13 protein-coding genes are annotated in these 13,922 nt (G+C 67.9%); 5 read left to right on the top strand and 8 right to left on the bottom strand.

All coding sequences use genetic code 11. The features are described 5' to 3' along the window. Window positions 1–145: 145 nt before the first annotated feature. A complete protein-coding gene (locus AC1D2H_RS02270; RefSeq protein ID WP_478009727.1) occupies window positions 146–967 on the top strand; it encodes a PEP-CTERM sorting domain-containing protein in 822 nt (273 codons plus the stop codon). Here the strand turns inward: AC1D2H_RS02270 and AC1D2H_RS02265 are convergent. The 5 genes from AC1D2H_RS02265 to AC1D2H_RS02245 form a co-directional block, all read right to left on the bottom strand. Continuing rightward, entirely contained in the window at window positions 964–1,311 is a 348-nt protein-coding gene (locus tag AC1D2H_RS02265; protein ID WP_478009726.1) for a YciI family protein, read from the bottom strand. The two genes, AC1D2H_RS02270 and AC1D2H_RS02265, sit on opposite strands and share 4 nt — an antisense overlap. A gap of 159 nt (window positions 1,312–1,470) precedes the next feature. Then, window positions 1,471–2,808, bottom strand: a complete 1,338-nt coding sequence (locus AC1D2H_RS02260) for a M48 family metallopeptidase (protein ID WP_478009725.1) — start codon at window positions 2,806–2,808, stop codon at window positions 1,471–1,473. Window positions 2,809–2,904: 96 nt separating this feature from the next. Further along, window positions 2,905–3,126 carry a DUF350 domain-containing protein gene (locus AC1D2H_RS02255; protein WP_477928704.1) on the bottom strand — a complete coding sequence of 74 codons (222 nt, stop codon included), beginning with the start codon at window positions 3,124–3,126 and terminating at the stop codon, window positions 2,905–2,907. A 12-nt stretch (window positions 3,127–3,138) separates the two neighbouring features. After that, a complete protein-coding gene (locus AC1D2H_RS02250) occupies window positions 3,139–4,731 on the bottom strand; it encodes a DUF4178 domain-containing protein (RefSeq protein WP_478009724.1) in 1,593 nt (530 codons plus the stop codon). Then, a complete protein-coding gene (locus AC1D2H_RS02245) occupies window positions 4,724–5,752 on the bottom strand; it encodes an SPFH domain-containing protein (RefSeq protein ID WP_477928708.1) in 1,029 nt (342 codons plus the stop codon). Before AC1D2H_RS02245 ends, AC1D2H_RS02250 begins: the two co-directional genes overlap by 8 nt. A gap of 113 nt (window positions 5,753–5,865) precedes the next feature. Here AC1D2H_RS02245 and AC1D2H_RS02240 point away from each other — a divergent pair, with 113 nt between their 5' ends. The 3 genes from AC1D2H_RS02240 (at window position 5,866) to clpB (ending at window position 9,357) form a co-directional block, all read left to right on the top strand. Then, a complete protein-coding gene (locus AC1D2H_RS02240) occupies window positions 5,866–6,339 on the top strand; it encodes a molybdenum cofactor biosynthesis protein MoaE (RefSeq protein ID WP_478009723.1) in 474 nt (157 codons plus the stop codon). 5 nt (window positions 6,340–6,344) lie between these two features. Next, window positions 6,345–6,701, top strand: coding sequence for a fluoride efflux transporter CrcB (gene crcB, locus AC1D2H_RS02235; protein WP_478009722.1), 357 nt, complete (start codon window positions 6,345–6,347; stop codon window positions 6,699–6,701). Between the two features lie 61 nt (window positions 6,702–6,762). Beyond that, on the top strand, window positions 6,763–9,357 hold the full coding sequence (gene clpB, locus AC1D2H_RS02230) for an ATP-dependent chaperone ClpB (RefSeq protein ID WP_478009721.1): 2,595 nt from the start codon (window positions 6,763–6,765) through the stop codon (window positions 9,355–9,357). A gap of 30 nt (window positions 9,358–9,387) precedes the next feature. On the opposite strand, the gene AC1D2H_RS02225 is transcribed toward clpB, so the two are convergent. The 3 genes from AC1D2H_RS02225 to AC1D2H_RS02215 form a co-directional block, all read right to left on the bottom strand. Beyond that, window positions 9,388–10,728 (bottom strand): GGDEF domain-containing protein, encoded by a 1,341-nt coding sequence (locus tag AC1D2H_RS02225; protein WP_478009720.1) that lies wholly within the window; start codon window positions 10,726–10,728, stop codon window positions 9,388–9,390. Window positions 10,729–10,842: 114 nt separating this feature from the next. Further along, the gene (locus AC1D2H_RS02220; protein ID WP_478009719.1) at window positions 10,843–11,826 is read right to left on the bottom strand and encodes a DUF2804 domain-containing protein; all 984 of its coding nucleotides are present in this window, start codon (window positions 11,824–11,826) and stop codon (window positions 10,843–10,845) included. After that, window positions 11,823–12,809 carry an AraC family transcriptional regulator gene (locus tag AC1D2H_RS02215; protein ID WP_478009718.1) on the bottom strand — a complete coding sequence of 329 codons (987 nt, stop codon included), beginning with the start codon at window positions 12,807–12,809 and terminating at the stop codon, window positions 11,823–11,825. Before AC1D2H_RS02215 ends, AC1D2H_RS02220 begins: the two co-directional genes overlap by 4 nt. 127 nt (window positions 12,810–12,936) lie before the next feature. Here AC1D2H_RS02215 and AC1D2H_RS02210 point away from each other — a divergent pair, with 127 nt between their 5' ends. Continuing rightward, window positions 12,937–13,812 (top strand): sterol desaturase family protein, encoded by an 876-nt coding sequence (locus AC1D2H_RS02210; protein WP_478009717.1) that lies wholly within the window; start codon window positions 12,937–12,939, stop codon window positions 13,810–13,812. The last annotated feature ends 110 nt before the right edge of the window (window positions 13,813–13,922 follow it).

Below are 13,922 nucleotides of genomic sequence, written 5' to 3'. Positions count from 1 at the left end.
GTCTAGAGCCTGTCCATGGGGCCGCAACGCGGGTCGGCGCCGACCCGAGGACGCGGGGGCTTCTCGTCCTCTCTCGGTAGGGCGGCGCGGCCGGTTCCAGGGCATGCCGGCGGCCACACTGCCGCATTCAGACAAGGAGCCGGAGATGACGCTGACAAGAATGGGCAAGACTTTGGCGGGCCTGCTGCTGGTTGCCGCGACGGCGGCCGTGCAGGCACTGCCGGCGCCGTATGTCTACGGCGCCTATGGCTACTACAACCCCGCCACCGGAGACCACACCGTCTTCACGCCGGGGAGCCAGTCCCATGCCGACAGCAACGCGGCGTTTGCCTCCATGGCCACCTTGAACGGCCCGATGGCCCAGGCCTATGTCGGCACCTCGGGCTACATCGGCACCGGCCAGTCCAATGCCAATGCGACGTCCTCCGCGACGGTGCAGTACGACTTCTACGCAACCAACGGTCTGACCTTCAGCGACCTCGTGCCGATCACGATCAAGGGCCGGGCCTTCATGTCCAGCACGGGCAGCGCAGTGGGCAGCGGCTACGCGCGCGTGGTGCACTCGTCGACCGCGGGTGGCGTGAACAACGGGTCCTTCACCAACCAGTTGACCACCTGGAACTGCGGCGGCGGCGGCAACGATTGCGGCCTGTTCGACTTCGAGTTCAAGCTCTACGTCAGCGCCTTCTCCTTCGCCGAACCCGGCGAGATCGCGCGCATCAGCCTGTTCGCGAGCGCCAAGCTCAACAACTCGGCCTATGCCACCCAGGCCAGCGCCTGGGTCGACCCGGTCATCAGCGTCGACCCGGCCTATCTCGCCAGCCACCCCGACGCCGCCCTGGTGTTTGACTCGTCCATCACCAACGCCATCGGCGCCGCGCCCGTGCCGGAGCCGGGCACCAATGCGCTGCTGCTGGCCGGCGTCGCGGTCATGGGTGCAGCCTTGCGCCGCCAGCGCCCGCGCTAGAACGACACCGGCTGAGGCAGGGCCTTGCTCCAGTAGAAGATGTCCCAGCCGGCGCGCAGGCCGCCGGTGGTGAAGGGGTCGGTCGCGATCAGCGCCTCCACGGCGGCCTTGTCCGGTGCCCGCACCACCCACAGGCCGCCGACGGGCGTCGCCTCGGGCGACTCGCGCAGCGAGCCGATGGCCCTCACCATCTCGGCATTGGCTGCTGCCCATTCCAGATGGGCCTGCAGCAGCTGGCGGCGCAGCTCGCCGGCGCTCGGCTTGTCGTGGAAGCGGATGGCGAACAGCGTCCAGTCCTCGTGGGCGTTGTTGGTCAGCGTGGCGAAGTCGTGTGTGGCGGGCACTACATCTCTCCTTGTTGTCTTCGGGCCGAGCGCTGGGCCGCTCCCGAGCCGGCCCGCGTTGGCGATGTGCTAGCGGCTCGATGCCGCAAGCATCGCCGTCCCCTCGGGGGACCGTTCAGGCGCGCCCACGTTCAGTGGGGCGCGACTGGGCGAGGGGCTTCAGGGACTGCTCATTGCCTCTCGCCAGCGCATCGCGTCGTAGACGCGGTGGCGGGTGCTGGGGTGGTGGAAGAAGATGAATTCTTCCAGCGCGCCCGGGTCAGCCTTGCGGTACTCGACGAGGCGCAGTTGGGCCTCGGCAAAGCCATGCGGCTCGCGCGACAGGTTGAGGCCGAACTGGTCCGCCTCGGTTTCCTGCACGCGGGTGATGCTGTTGTTGACAGGCGTGGCGAGCGCGAAGAAGACAGAGAACACCGCCGCCAGCATGGGCAGCCCGGCCACATCGTCGATGCGGCTGACGCCGGTGACGCCGGCAAAGCGTGCAAGCAGCCGCCCGAGCAGCCACTGCACGGTGGCAAAGCCGACGAAGAGCACCAGCGTCAGCATCGCCATGGTCTTGGCGATGTGGTTCATCACGTAGTGGCCCAGCTCATGGCCCATCACGGCGCGGATCTCGGGTTCCGAGGTGCGGCGCAGCAGGTTGTCGTTCAGGCGCACGGCAGCGCTGCCGAACAGGCCGGCCACGTTGGCGCTGATGCGCGTCGTCTGGCGCGAGGCGTCGAAGACGTAGACGTTGTCCACCGGCACGCCGTTGGCGTGGGCCATTTGCAGCACGGCGCTCTTGATGGGGCCTTCTTCCACCGGCTTGTAGGTATTGAAGGCCGGCTCGATCAGCACCGGCGAGATGGCGATGATGACGATGAGCACGGCCATGCTGCCGGCTGTTCCCCAGATCCACCAGCGCGCGCCGGTGCGGCGCATCAGCGCATACAAGCCCGCCACGACGATGGCCATCAATGCCATGTTGATGGCCTGCATCATTGCCGCCTCACCCAGCCAGGCGAGCAGGGTCTGGGTGGACATGCCGTAGGCCTGTTCGCGCCACCAGCCTTCGTAGACGGCCAGCGGCAGGGTCAGCAGCGTCGAGGCGGCCACGTAGACGGCGCCGAACAGCATGTCGCGGCGCACCGGCCCCTTGCCCACGCGTTGGGCCCAATCACGGACGCGGGCGGCGCGGCGGCCGCTCATCATCAGCACGGCGACGGCCAGGCCAAGCAGCAGGTTCCACAGTTGCAGCCAGTAGCCGCCGGTGTAGTAGGCGTCGGACTTGGCGACGACGTCGGCCGGCAGCCTGTCCATATAGGCCTGGGTGGCGGCCTCGGCATTGCGGGGCAGGGCGGCGCGCCAGGCGTCGTCGACGGGGCGGATCTTGAAGCCCGAGGCCTGGGCGGTGGCGTCGGCCTTCTGGGCCTGGGCTTGAACCTTCGCGGCATCGTCTGCGGCGTGGGCCAGCGTGAGGCTGAGCGCCAGGGTGGCTGCGGTCAACCATGTCTTCATCGAATCCTCCTGTTTTGAAGCGGCGCGATTGTGGCGACGCTCACCGCACCCGGAGGTGCGGTGCGACAGGCTGCGTGCAGAGGAGGATGGACGGCTTCAGCCGTGGATGGCTGCAGCGACGATGTTGCCGATGGAGATGCACATCGCTCCCACCACGATGGCCAGGGCGATGTTTTTGTGCTCCACGAGCTCTTCCCAGAGTTTGTAGGGCGTGATCTTGTCCACGATGATGAAAGCCACCCAGAAGATGACGACGCCGATGAGGGCGTACATCGTCGAGCCGAGGACGACTTCGGGTTTGAGCCAGTCGAGGGTCATGGTGCGTGCTCCTTATTTGTGGCCGCCGCCACCGCTGCTGTAGCCGCCATAGCTGCCACCGCTGTTGCCACTGCCGAAATAGCTGCCGCCGCGCGAGCTGCTGCGGCATTGCCGGTATTCATTGCTGTTCTCACCGAAGCTGGTCTTGTACTGCTGGCAGTCATCGCTGGAGCATGCGCGCAGCAGCGCGAACAGCAGCACGATGAGAAACAGGCCGATGATGATGTTGCGCAGCAGATTGCCGCCGCTCTTGAAGGCCGAGGCGTCGCGCGCGAAGGGTGCCGCCGGTGCGCGCAGGCCGAAGGCCTTCTGCACGGCGTCGGCGGGCACGGGGCTGCCGCCGCTCCAGGTGATCTCGGGGCCTTGCTGTTCGCGGCTCAGCAGGTATTGGCCGTCGCGGGTGATGTAGTCGGTGACCTGGACACGGTCCTCCAGCCGCACGGGCCAGTAGAACTCGCCCAGTACCTGCGTGGTCTTGGCGCCGTAGACCCAGCGCTGGCTGTAGTCCCTTCCCTGCCAGTTGACGCCACCACGGGCCTGGGAGGGGGCGCCCGTCAGCGTGCGCACCAGGCTCCAGCCTTCGCGGGTATCGACGAGGAAGGCGAAGCCGGCGAGGCGGTTGTAGAGCAGGTACTCGCGCCAGAAGCTCTGCTCGTCGTCGGCATCTTCGGGCAGGTCGCAGCGCTCCTGGTAGCCGACGACGGTCCAGACTTCGGGCTTGCCGTCGACGCCCAGCGTGCCGGTGCGGCCGAGCGGGATCAGCGGCGGCAGGCCGGGGTTCTGGGCCGTGAAGCCCAGCGCCTTGGACTCTCCCTCCGGCAGGTCGACGACGGCGTTGCACTGGGCGCAGACCATGCTCTTGGTCTGCGACAGCTTGGGCTCCAGCGGCGCGCCGCAGCTGGGGCAGGCGATGGCCCGGCCCTTGAACTTGGCCTCGGCGATGGACTCGCCTTCGGCCGTCGTGCGCAGGCCCTGCAGGGCCATCTCGGCCAGGACGACGCTGCGGCCGAGCGACCAGACCGGCGGCTGGCCGTCGCGGTATTCCAGGCTGCCGACCTCGCCCTGGGCGTTGCGCAGCTCGACGACGCGGCCCGCCTTGGGCGGCCTTGGCAGCTCGCCCTCGGCCGCACGCAGGGCCGCCTCGACGATGGCGGCCACCTGCCAGCGCTGGCCAGCCAGGGTCAGCGGCAGGCCGACGCCAGGCGCCTCGGGCGGTGTTTCGTTGAGTGGCGCCTCCAGGCTGAGGACGAACTGGCCGTTGTCCTCGCTGAGCCAGGCGACGCGGGGCGTTTCCGGCCCGGCGTCGAACAGCAGATGCCATTCGTTCCAGTTGCCCAGCTCCGAGCCGCGCTGCACGCGGCCGACGACGGCGAAGCTGCGGCCCATCCAGCGGCCCGTGGTGCCGAGCTGCAGCGGGGAATAGTCTTCGAAGATCTCGGCGCTCTGGCCGATCTGGCTCAGCGTGTCGCCGTCACGCAGCAGCGTGCTGCGGCAGAAGCCGCAGACGGCACTGGCCGACGCCGCGCTCGCGAACTCGACGGGCGCGCCGCAGTTGGGGCAGGCAGCGCGCCAGCGTCGCTGCGCGGCTGGCGCCTGATCAGCCAAGTTTCTTCAGCAGGTCAGCCTTCTTGGCGGCGAATTCCTCATCGGTCAGGATGCCCTTGGCCTTGAGGTCGCCGAGCTTTTCCAGCAGCGAGACGATGTCTTCGGGCTTGCTGGCCGCCGGGGCGGGTGCGGCGGTGCCGACGCCGGCCAGGCCCTGGCCCAGTGTCTGAGCCAGCGTCTGGCCCAGGGCCACGCCGGCACCCAGGCCCACGGCCTGGCCGGCGATGCCACCACCGTCGCCGCCGCCCTTGGCCATTTCGGGCAGGGCTTGCGCGGCCTGGTACTGCATGAACTGGCCCATGTTCTGGCCAATGATGCCCATGCCGATGCGCTGGTCGAGGATCTTCTGCAGCTCCTCGGGCAGCGACACATTCTGCATCGTCACCGAGATCAGCTCCAGGCCGATGGCCGTGAAGGATTCGGCGGTGGCGTTCTTCAGCGCGGCGGCGAACTCGACCTGGTTGGCGGCCAGGTCCAGGAAGGGCGTGCCGCTGCTGGCGACGGCGTCGCTGATGTGTTGCAGCATCAGGCCGCGGAGCTGGCCGTCCAGGTCCTGCACCGTGTAGCGCTCGCGCGTGCCGGAGATCTGCGTGTGGAAGACCTTGGGGTCCTGGATGCGGTAGGCGTAGTTGCCGAAGGCGCGCAGGCGCACGGCGCCGAAGTCCTTGTCGCGGATGGCGACCGGCTGGCTGGTGCCCCAGCGCTGGTCGATCTGCTGGCGGGTGCTGAAGAAGTAGACGTCGCTCTTGAAGGGCGACTCGAAGAGCTTGTCCCAGTTCTTCAGGTAGGTCAGCACCGGCAGGGTCTGGGTCGTCAGCTTGTGCGTGCCGGGGCCGAAGACGTCGGCCACCTGGCCTTCATTGACGAAGACGGCAACCTGCGACTCGCGCACCACCAGTTGGCCGCCGTTCTGGATTTCCATACCCGACATCGGGAAGCGGTAGGCCAGCGTGCCATCGCCGTCCTCGGTCCACTGGATGACGTCTATGAACTGTTTCTTGATGAAATCCATCAGGGCCATGTTGGTTCCTGCGTGCGGTGAGAAAGAAATGACGACAAGTATCCGGCCGCGGCTGGGCGCTTCGACGCCCAAACATGTGAATCTCACCGCGGGCCGAGGTGAGAATCCGTGCCATGCCCAGAGTTTGCATCCAGACGCAGGACTTTGACGCCGGCGCCGAAACCTCCGCCCTGCGGATAGGGGATGGCGGCGTCGGTGCCGCCGTCGCTTTCGTCGGCACCGTGCGCGAGCACAGCAGCGGCGCGGCCGTGTCCGCCATGGAGCTGGAGCACTACCCCGGCATGACGGAGGCGGCCATCGAGGCCATGGTGGACGAGGCCTTGGGCCGGTTCGACATTCGCGCCGCCAAGGTCATCCATCGCGTCGGCCGGCTCGAAGCCCGAGACCAGATCGTTCTCGTGCTGGTCACCAGCGCCCACCGAGGGCAGGCTTTTCAAGCCTGCGAATTCCTGATGGACTATCTGAAAACCCAGGCGCCGTTCTGGAAGAAGGAGCACACGCCGGGCGGCGCCCACTGGGTGGACGCCCGCGTGGCGGACGACGAGGCGGCGGCGCGCTGGGGGATTGCTAGGGGGAATGCGGTTTGAACGCCTTGGCAGTTTCGATAGGCGCCGCCTTGGGCGCCCTGGCGCGCTGGCAGGCCGGCGTGCTGTTCAACACCCGCTGGGCGGGCTTTCCCCTCGGCACGCTGCTGGTCAACCTGGTGGGCGGCCTGCTGATCGGCATGGCGCTGGAGTGGTTCGGCCGCCAGCCGAACGAGTTGCTGAAACTTTTGCTGGTGACCGGCTTCCTGGGCGGGCTGACGACGTTTTCGGCCTTCTCGGGCGAGTCGCTGGCCCTGCTGCGCCATGGCGACCTCGGCATGGCCGCTGCCCATACGCTGGCCCATGTGCTGGGAGCGCTTTTTGCCGCGTGGCTGGGCATGCGTCTCATGCAGGCCTTGATTTAGCGCAACTTGAAAAGCGCTGAAGGGCGCCCACTTGGCTTCGCAACCGGAGGATTTCTTCACCATGCGTGCCGACAAGTTCACCACCCGCTTCCAGGAGGCCCTGGGCGAGGCCCAGAGCCTCGCCCTGGCCCGCGACAACCCCTATATCGAGCCTGTCCATGTGCTGGCGGCCATGCTGGCCCAGGACGAGGGCCCGCGCGCGCTGATGGAGCGCGCCGGCGTCAATGCCGGCGGCCTGCGCACGGCGCTGGACGGCCTCATCGCCGGCCTGCCCCAGGTCAGTGGCTCGGGCCAGACCGTGCAGGCCGGGCGCGACCTCGTCAGCCTGCTGCAGGCGGCGGAGAAGGAGGCCACCAAGCGCGGTGACCAGTTCATCGCCAGCGAGATGTTCCTGCTGGCGCTGACAGAGGCCAAGACCGACCTGGCCGGCGTCGTGCGCGGCCATGGGCTGACGCGCCGCTCCCTGGAGTCCGCCATCGAGGCGGTGCGTGGCGGCCAGAAGGTCGAGTCTGCCGAGGCCGAAGGCCAGCGCGAGGCGCTGAAGAAGTACACGCTGGACCTGACCGAGCGCGCCCGCATGGGCAAGCTGGACCCGGTCATCGGCCGCGACGAGGAGATCCGCCGCACGATCCAGGTGCTGCAGCGCCGCAGCAAGAACAACCCCGTGCTGATCGGCGAGCCGGGCGTGGGCAAGACGGCCATCGTCGAGGGCCTGGCCCAGCGCATCATCAACGGCGAGGTGCCCGATTCGCTGAAGGGCAAGCGCGTGCTGGTGCTGGACATGGCCCTGCTGCTGGCCGGCGCCAAATACCGCGGCGACTTCGAGGAGCGCTTGAAGGGCGTGCTGAAGGAAGTCAGCCAGGACGCGGGCCAGACCATCCTCTTCATCGACGAGATCCACACCATGGTGGGTGCGGGCAAGTCCGAAGGCTCCATCGACGCCGGCAATATGCTCAAGCCCGCCCTGGCGCGCGGCGAGCTGCACTGCATCGGCGCGACGACGCTGGACGAGTACCGCAAATACGTCGAGAAGGACGCCGCCCTGGAGCGCCGTTTCCAGAAGGTGCTGGTCGACGAGCCAACGGTGGAGGCCACCATCGCCATCCTGCGCGGCCTGCAGGAGAAGTACGAGGTCCACCACGGCGTGGAGATCACCGACCCGGCCATCATCGCCGCGGCCGAGCTGAGCCACCGCTACATCACCGATCGCTTCCTGCCCGACAAGGCCATCGACCTCATCGACGAGGCCGCGGCCAAGATCAAGATCGAGATCGACTCCAAGCCCGAACCGATGGACCGGCTCGACCGCCGCATGATCCAGCTCAAGATCGAGCGCGAGGCGGTCAAGAAGGAAAAGGACGAGGGCTCCATCAAGCGCCTCGGCCTCATCGAGGACGAGTTGCTGAAGCTTCAGCGCGAGTACAACGACCTGGAAGAGATCTGGACCGCCGAGAAGGCCCAGGCGCAAGGATCGGCCCACGTCAAGGAAGAGATCGATCGTGCCCGCCAGCACATCGAGGAATGGAAGCGCAAGGGCGACTTCAACAAGGTTGCCGAGCTGCAATACGGCCGCCTGCCCGAGCTGGAGAAGCAGCTCAAGGAAGCCCAGGCCAAGGAGGCCGGCAAGGCAGGGGACGCGAGCAGGCCGCAGTTGCTGCGCACGCTGGTCGGCGCCGAGGAGATCGCCGAGGTCGTGGCGCGCTCCACCGGCATCCCCGTCTCCAAGCTAATGCAGGGCGAGCGCGAGAAGCTGCTGCAGATGGAAGCCAAGCTGCATGAGCGCGTCATCGGCCAGGACGAGGCCATCCAGGCCGTGTCCGACGCCATCCGCCGTTCACGCGCCGGCTTGAGCGACCCGAACCGGCCGCTGGGCAGCTTCCTCTTCCTCGGCCCTACGGGGGTGGGCAAGACCGAGCTGTGCAAGGCCCTGGCCGGCTTCCTGTTCGACAGCGACGACCACATGGTGCGCATCGACATGAGCGAGTTCATGGAGAAGCACTCGGTCTCGCGGCTGATCGGCGCGCCCCCGGGCTATGTCGGCTACGAGGAAGGCGGCACGCTGACCGAGGCCGTGCGGCGCAAGCCCTATTCGGTGCTGCTGCTCGACGAGGTCGAGAAGGCGCACTCGGACGTCTTCAACGTGCTGCTGCAGGTGCTGGACGATGGCCGCCTGACCGACGGCCAGGGCCGCACCGTGGACTTCAAGAACACCGTCATCGTCATGACGTCCAACCTCGGCTCGCAGCACATCATGGCGTTGTCGGGCGAGAAGGACGAGGTCATCCGCGACGCGGTGTGGGGCGAGGTCAAGGCCCACTTCCGGCCCGAGTTCCTGAACCGCATCGACGAGACCGTCATCTTCCATGCGCTGGGCGCCGACCACATCAAGTCCATCGCCCGCATCCAGCTGCGTCTGCTCGAAGCGCGCCTGGAGAAGATGGAGATGAAGCTGGACGTCAGCGAAGCAGCCCTGGACGAGCTGGCCAAGGTCGGCTTCGATCCGGTCTTCGGTGCGCGGCCACTGAAGCGTGCCATCCAGCAGCGCGTCGAGAACCCGCTGTCCAAGCTCATCCTGCAGGGCAAGTTCGGGCCCAAGGATGTGATCCCGGTGCAGGTGGAGGGCGGCGAGTTCAGTTTCGGGCGCGTCGTGCACTGAGGGCTGGCCAAGGCCGGCACCGCGCCACGCTCAAAGCGTGGTGGCGGTGTCGTGTGCCGTGTCGAGTTCGACGCGGTTGCGGCCAGCCGACTTGGCCCGGTAGAGCGCCGCATCCGCGCGCTTGAAAGCGCGGTGGGTCGATGTGCCGGGCGGTGCGAGCGCGACGCCGAAGCTGGCCGTGATGGCGAAGCGGCCCTTCGCGTCGAAGCTGCCGTTTTGCACGGCCTCGCGCAGCTTTTCCGCCAGGCGCATGGCATCGTCGACGTGGCGGCCCTGGCAGGCGACGAGGAACTCCTCGCCGCCCCAGCGGCCGATCACGTCGCTGGCCCTGAGATTGGCTGTGATGACGGCGGCCATGCGGCGCAGCACCTCATCGCCGATGGCATGGCCCCAGCGATCGTTGATGTGCTTGAAGTGGTCGATGTCCAGCAGCACGAGTGCGACACCATCGGGCTGGCCTTCGAAGTCTTCCAGCGCGGATTCCAGGCCGCGTCGGTTCAGCACGCCGGTCAGCTCGTCGATGGTGGCCAGGCGGCGCAGCTTGTCCTGTTCGATGCGCAGCAGGCGTGTGCGCGCGGTCAGCGCGTCGATCTCACGTTGTTGGTGGCTGTGGCTGCGTCGCAGCGCCCGCCAGTGTTGCGTCACGACCAGGCAGGCCGCCAGCAGCCAGGCGCAGAGCAGGCCGAGATAGACGGTGTCGCGGCCGATCCACGGCCCCTTCAGCGTCAGATGGCGCAACTCCATGTCCTGGGGCTGACCGGCGACATCGGCAGGCACGTCGATGGACAGGGTCGTCACGTTCTCGACGCTGGGGCGGTTGTACTCGCGCGGCAGATTGAACTGCGTGATCCACCACTCCGGCACTGTCAGCTCGCCCAGGTCGAGGAGAAGGGGGGTGGCGATGTCGCGCTGCCTGATATTGACCGACTGCATGCGCGAGCTGTTGCCGTCTTCCAGCTTGGAAAACCTTGGGTCGAAGTTGCGCAGCGCCACCCGCACATAGGGCGAACTGCCCTTGTAGGCCAGGTCCACCGCCAGGGTTTCGAAGCGACTGAGGTCCAGGCCGCGTTTCGGGTCTTCGCCGCTCAGCACGAGGGTCATGCCGCAGCCTTGCGAAGGTGCCTGGGCCGGGTAGCGGCAACGCCAGTGCCGACGGTCGGCGTCGACCCATTGCACCGGAGGCTCGCCCTGGACTTCGCCCGGCGCGATCAGGAAGAAGTTGCTGACCGCGCCGGGTGCCGCCAGATCCAGGCTGCGTTCGGGCAACCAGGCCTGACCCAGCAGAAGGAGCACGGTCAGCGCAATGCCGGCCAACAGAGGGCGGACGTGGAAGGGGTTGGGTTGCTGCAATGTGTTGGCGGCTGCGGGCATGCCGAGGCGGGGCTCACTGTATCGACCCGGCCGGCTGGCGGGAACCCGCCAGCCGGTCGAAGCGTGAGGAATCATCAGCGCATGCGTGATCTTCGAGGATGCCGCCTGCCCGGGTCACCAGCGCGAATGGTGGTCTTCGGTCACGCCGAGCAAGCCCGTGACCGGTCTGGCCGGCGCGTCGGGCGAAGCCCGCACACTGCCGGCAAAGCTGCCCACCGGTTGCACATAGCGGCTGGCAGCAAAGCCCAGGTCCTTGTTGGCCGCACGCGCACCCTCGGGCGTGAACACCAGGTCGAGCAGCCCGTCCTCGGTGCTCACCCGCCACGGGTCCAGCGGCCGAGCGGCGTCGAACTCGAAGTGCGCCGCGCCCAGCGCGATGGGCTGGCCGTCCAGCCACAGCACGTTCTCCTGATTGCCGAAATAGCCCTGCTGCAGATTGAAGCCGATATCCGGCCGATGGGCACTGGCCCAGCGCCAGGCGGTGTCGCGCGCGAGCAGGCCGTTGGACGCATCGACCGCGGCCCAGGCGCCGTCGAGATCGAAGCGCTGGCCGTGGGCCTCGGCCGAACCGAGGACGGGCAGGGCGCTGGTCTTCTGTGTCGCATGCGACAGGCCGCCTGCGATCGGGCCGACGGCGAGCAATGGCGCGGCCATGTCGTGCAAGTCGAGTTCGGCGTCGATGCGCAGGGCCCGCGTGGCGACACGCAGGCGCAGCACATCGCCAGGCGCGTGCTGCAGCGACAGCTGCGCGCCCAGGCCGCGGAACCAGGCGTCGGCCCCCGCCAGTGGCTCGTCGGACACCCTCGCCTGCAAGCCCGGCAGGCCGTCCTGGCTCCAGTCTGCCAGCAGCTTGCGGCGGCGGCGGTCGAAGAGGTAGGCGAAGGCGCTGCAGGCCCATCCCAGGTCGACGATGGCCACGCCGATGAAGAGCTGCTCGTTGCCGAGGCCGACGTAGTGCCAGCGCTTGTGGTGCAGCTTGTGCCAGAGCCAGGAGCGGCGCTCGCGCAACAGGGACCAGTCGATGCGCGGGATGCGGCCGGCATGCCGGCCATGGGCGGGGGTGCCGTCGATGATGACGGATGCTGGAGCTGGGGTCATCTTGAATGCTGGCGGCGCCATTGCAGCGGCGCCTGGCCGGTCCATTGCCGGAAGGCGCGCGTGAAAGCGCTTTGCTCGGAATAGCCGAGCAGCAGGGCCACCTCGGCAAGTTCGACATTGGCGTCGCGCAGATAGGCCTCGGCAAGCTGCTGGCGCGTTTGGCCGAGCAGGGTCTGGAAACTGTGGCCCTGTTCGGTGAGGCGGCGTTGCAGGCTGCGCGGGCTCATCTGCAGGCTCAGGGCCAGGTCGGCCAGTGAGGTGCGGCCGCTGCGGATCAGGCCCACCAGGGCCTGGCGCCAGACGCCCACCGGCTCGCTGACGGCGGCCACCTCCTGCAGCAGGCGTTCGGCCTGCGCGTCGAGCAAGGCCAGCAGGGCCGCGTCGGCGCCGCGCATCGGCAGGGCCAGGTCGCGCAGCGACAGCACGATGCGCGTGCTCGGCTGGTCGAAACGCACCGGGCCACCGAAGAAGTCTTCGTAGGGCCGCAGGTCGGCCGGGCGGCGGTTGACGAAGTCGACGGCCAGGGCGCGTACCGGCTTGCCGGTGAACTCGCGCGCCAGCTGCACCAGGGCGGCGATGGCGGTCTCGTCGACCAGCGCGCCCGGCCGGCCGCGCTCCACGCCCCATTCGATGCACAGGCCTTCAGCGACGGGATGGACCTGGGCCACGTTGGCGTCATAGACCGAGCGGTGATAGCGCTCCAGCCGCATCAGCGCCTCGGCCAGAGTGCCGCTGGCCAGCGCCGCGAAGCCGACGACGCCGAAATGGCGCGGCGCGATGCCGCGTGCCAGGCGCAGCGGGAAGGTGGTTTTCGCGCCGGGGTCGAGGTCGCGGGCCTGCTCCAGCAGGGCCTGCCAGCGGCGCATGGACACGAAGGTTTCGCTCGCCGCGGGCGGCGCGCCCAGGGCGTCGGCACGGCCCAGCTTGGCCAGGTGCTCGAAGAGCAGCTGGACATAGCTGGCGGCGACACGGGTCTCATCCATGGGGGCGCGATGATGCAGCAGCACATTGGGCGCGGGCGGCCGGGATAACGCCAGCGCTGGCGTGATTTGTCAAAAACCTGGGGTCGCCCGTCAAGCCGGCGTGGCGCCGAAGTTGCATCATCCCGCCATGGACTGGCTGCTCGACCTCTACCACCGCCACGGCGACTGGCGCGACCTGACGCTGGTCATGCTGTCGCCCATCTTCGGCGTCTTCATCGCGATGGAGGCCTGGCGCTTCCGCAAGACCGGCGTCTTCGACCTCTGGGACACCTTCGACAGCATGAACAGCGGCGGCAGCTATCTGGTGGCCGACCTGATCCTGCTCGTCGTCCTCGTGCTGCCGGCCATGGGCTGGGTCTACGACCACCGCCTCTTCACCATCGACGTCACCGTCTGGCGCTTCGTCGCGCTGTTCCTCTTCGTCGAGTTCCTCTATTACGGCTTTCACCGCGGCAGCCACCGCATCCGCTGGTTCTGGTGCGCCCATGTCGTACACCATGGCTCGGAGAAGATGAACTTCGGCACGGCGCTGCGCCAGAGCTGGTTCTATCCGATCGCCGGCAACTGGCTGTTCTACCTGCCGGCCGTGTGGCTGGGCTTCGAGCCGCGCTGGGTGCTGTTCGCGCTGTCGCTGAACCTGGGCTACCAGTTCTTCGTGCACACGAGCTGGGTCGGCAAGATGCCGGCCTGGTTCGAGTTCATCTTCAACACGCCCTCGCACCACCGCGCCCACCACGGCCGCAACCCGCAGTACATCGACAAGAACTTCGGCGGCATGCTGATCATCTTCGACCGCATGTTCGGCACCTTCGAGCCCGAGGAAGAGGCGGTGGACTACGGGCTGGAGCACCCCTTCTACACGCACAACCTGTTCTGGCTGAACGCCCACGAATGGCGGGCGATGTTCCACGACATGGCCCAGGAAAAGACCTGGGGCATGCGCCTGGCCCACCTGTGGAAGCCGCCGGAGTGGCGGCGGCATTACAACGGGTTCAAGGGCTAGTCGGGCGCGGATAGGGCGGGGCAGGTTTACAAGCGCCCGGAGAAATGCACAAGTGAGCTGGCGCCCGTTTTCGCCACTCTGCCGGTAGGCTCTTCGAGGTCGAAGGCGTC

The sequence above is a fragment of the Roseateles sp. P1_C1_2 genome (assembly GCF_056406535.1).
The sequence above is the reverse complement of the archived record's forward strand: the minus strand, read 5'-3'. Positions and strand labels throughout refer to the sequence as shown.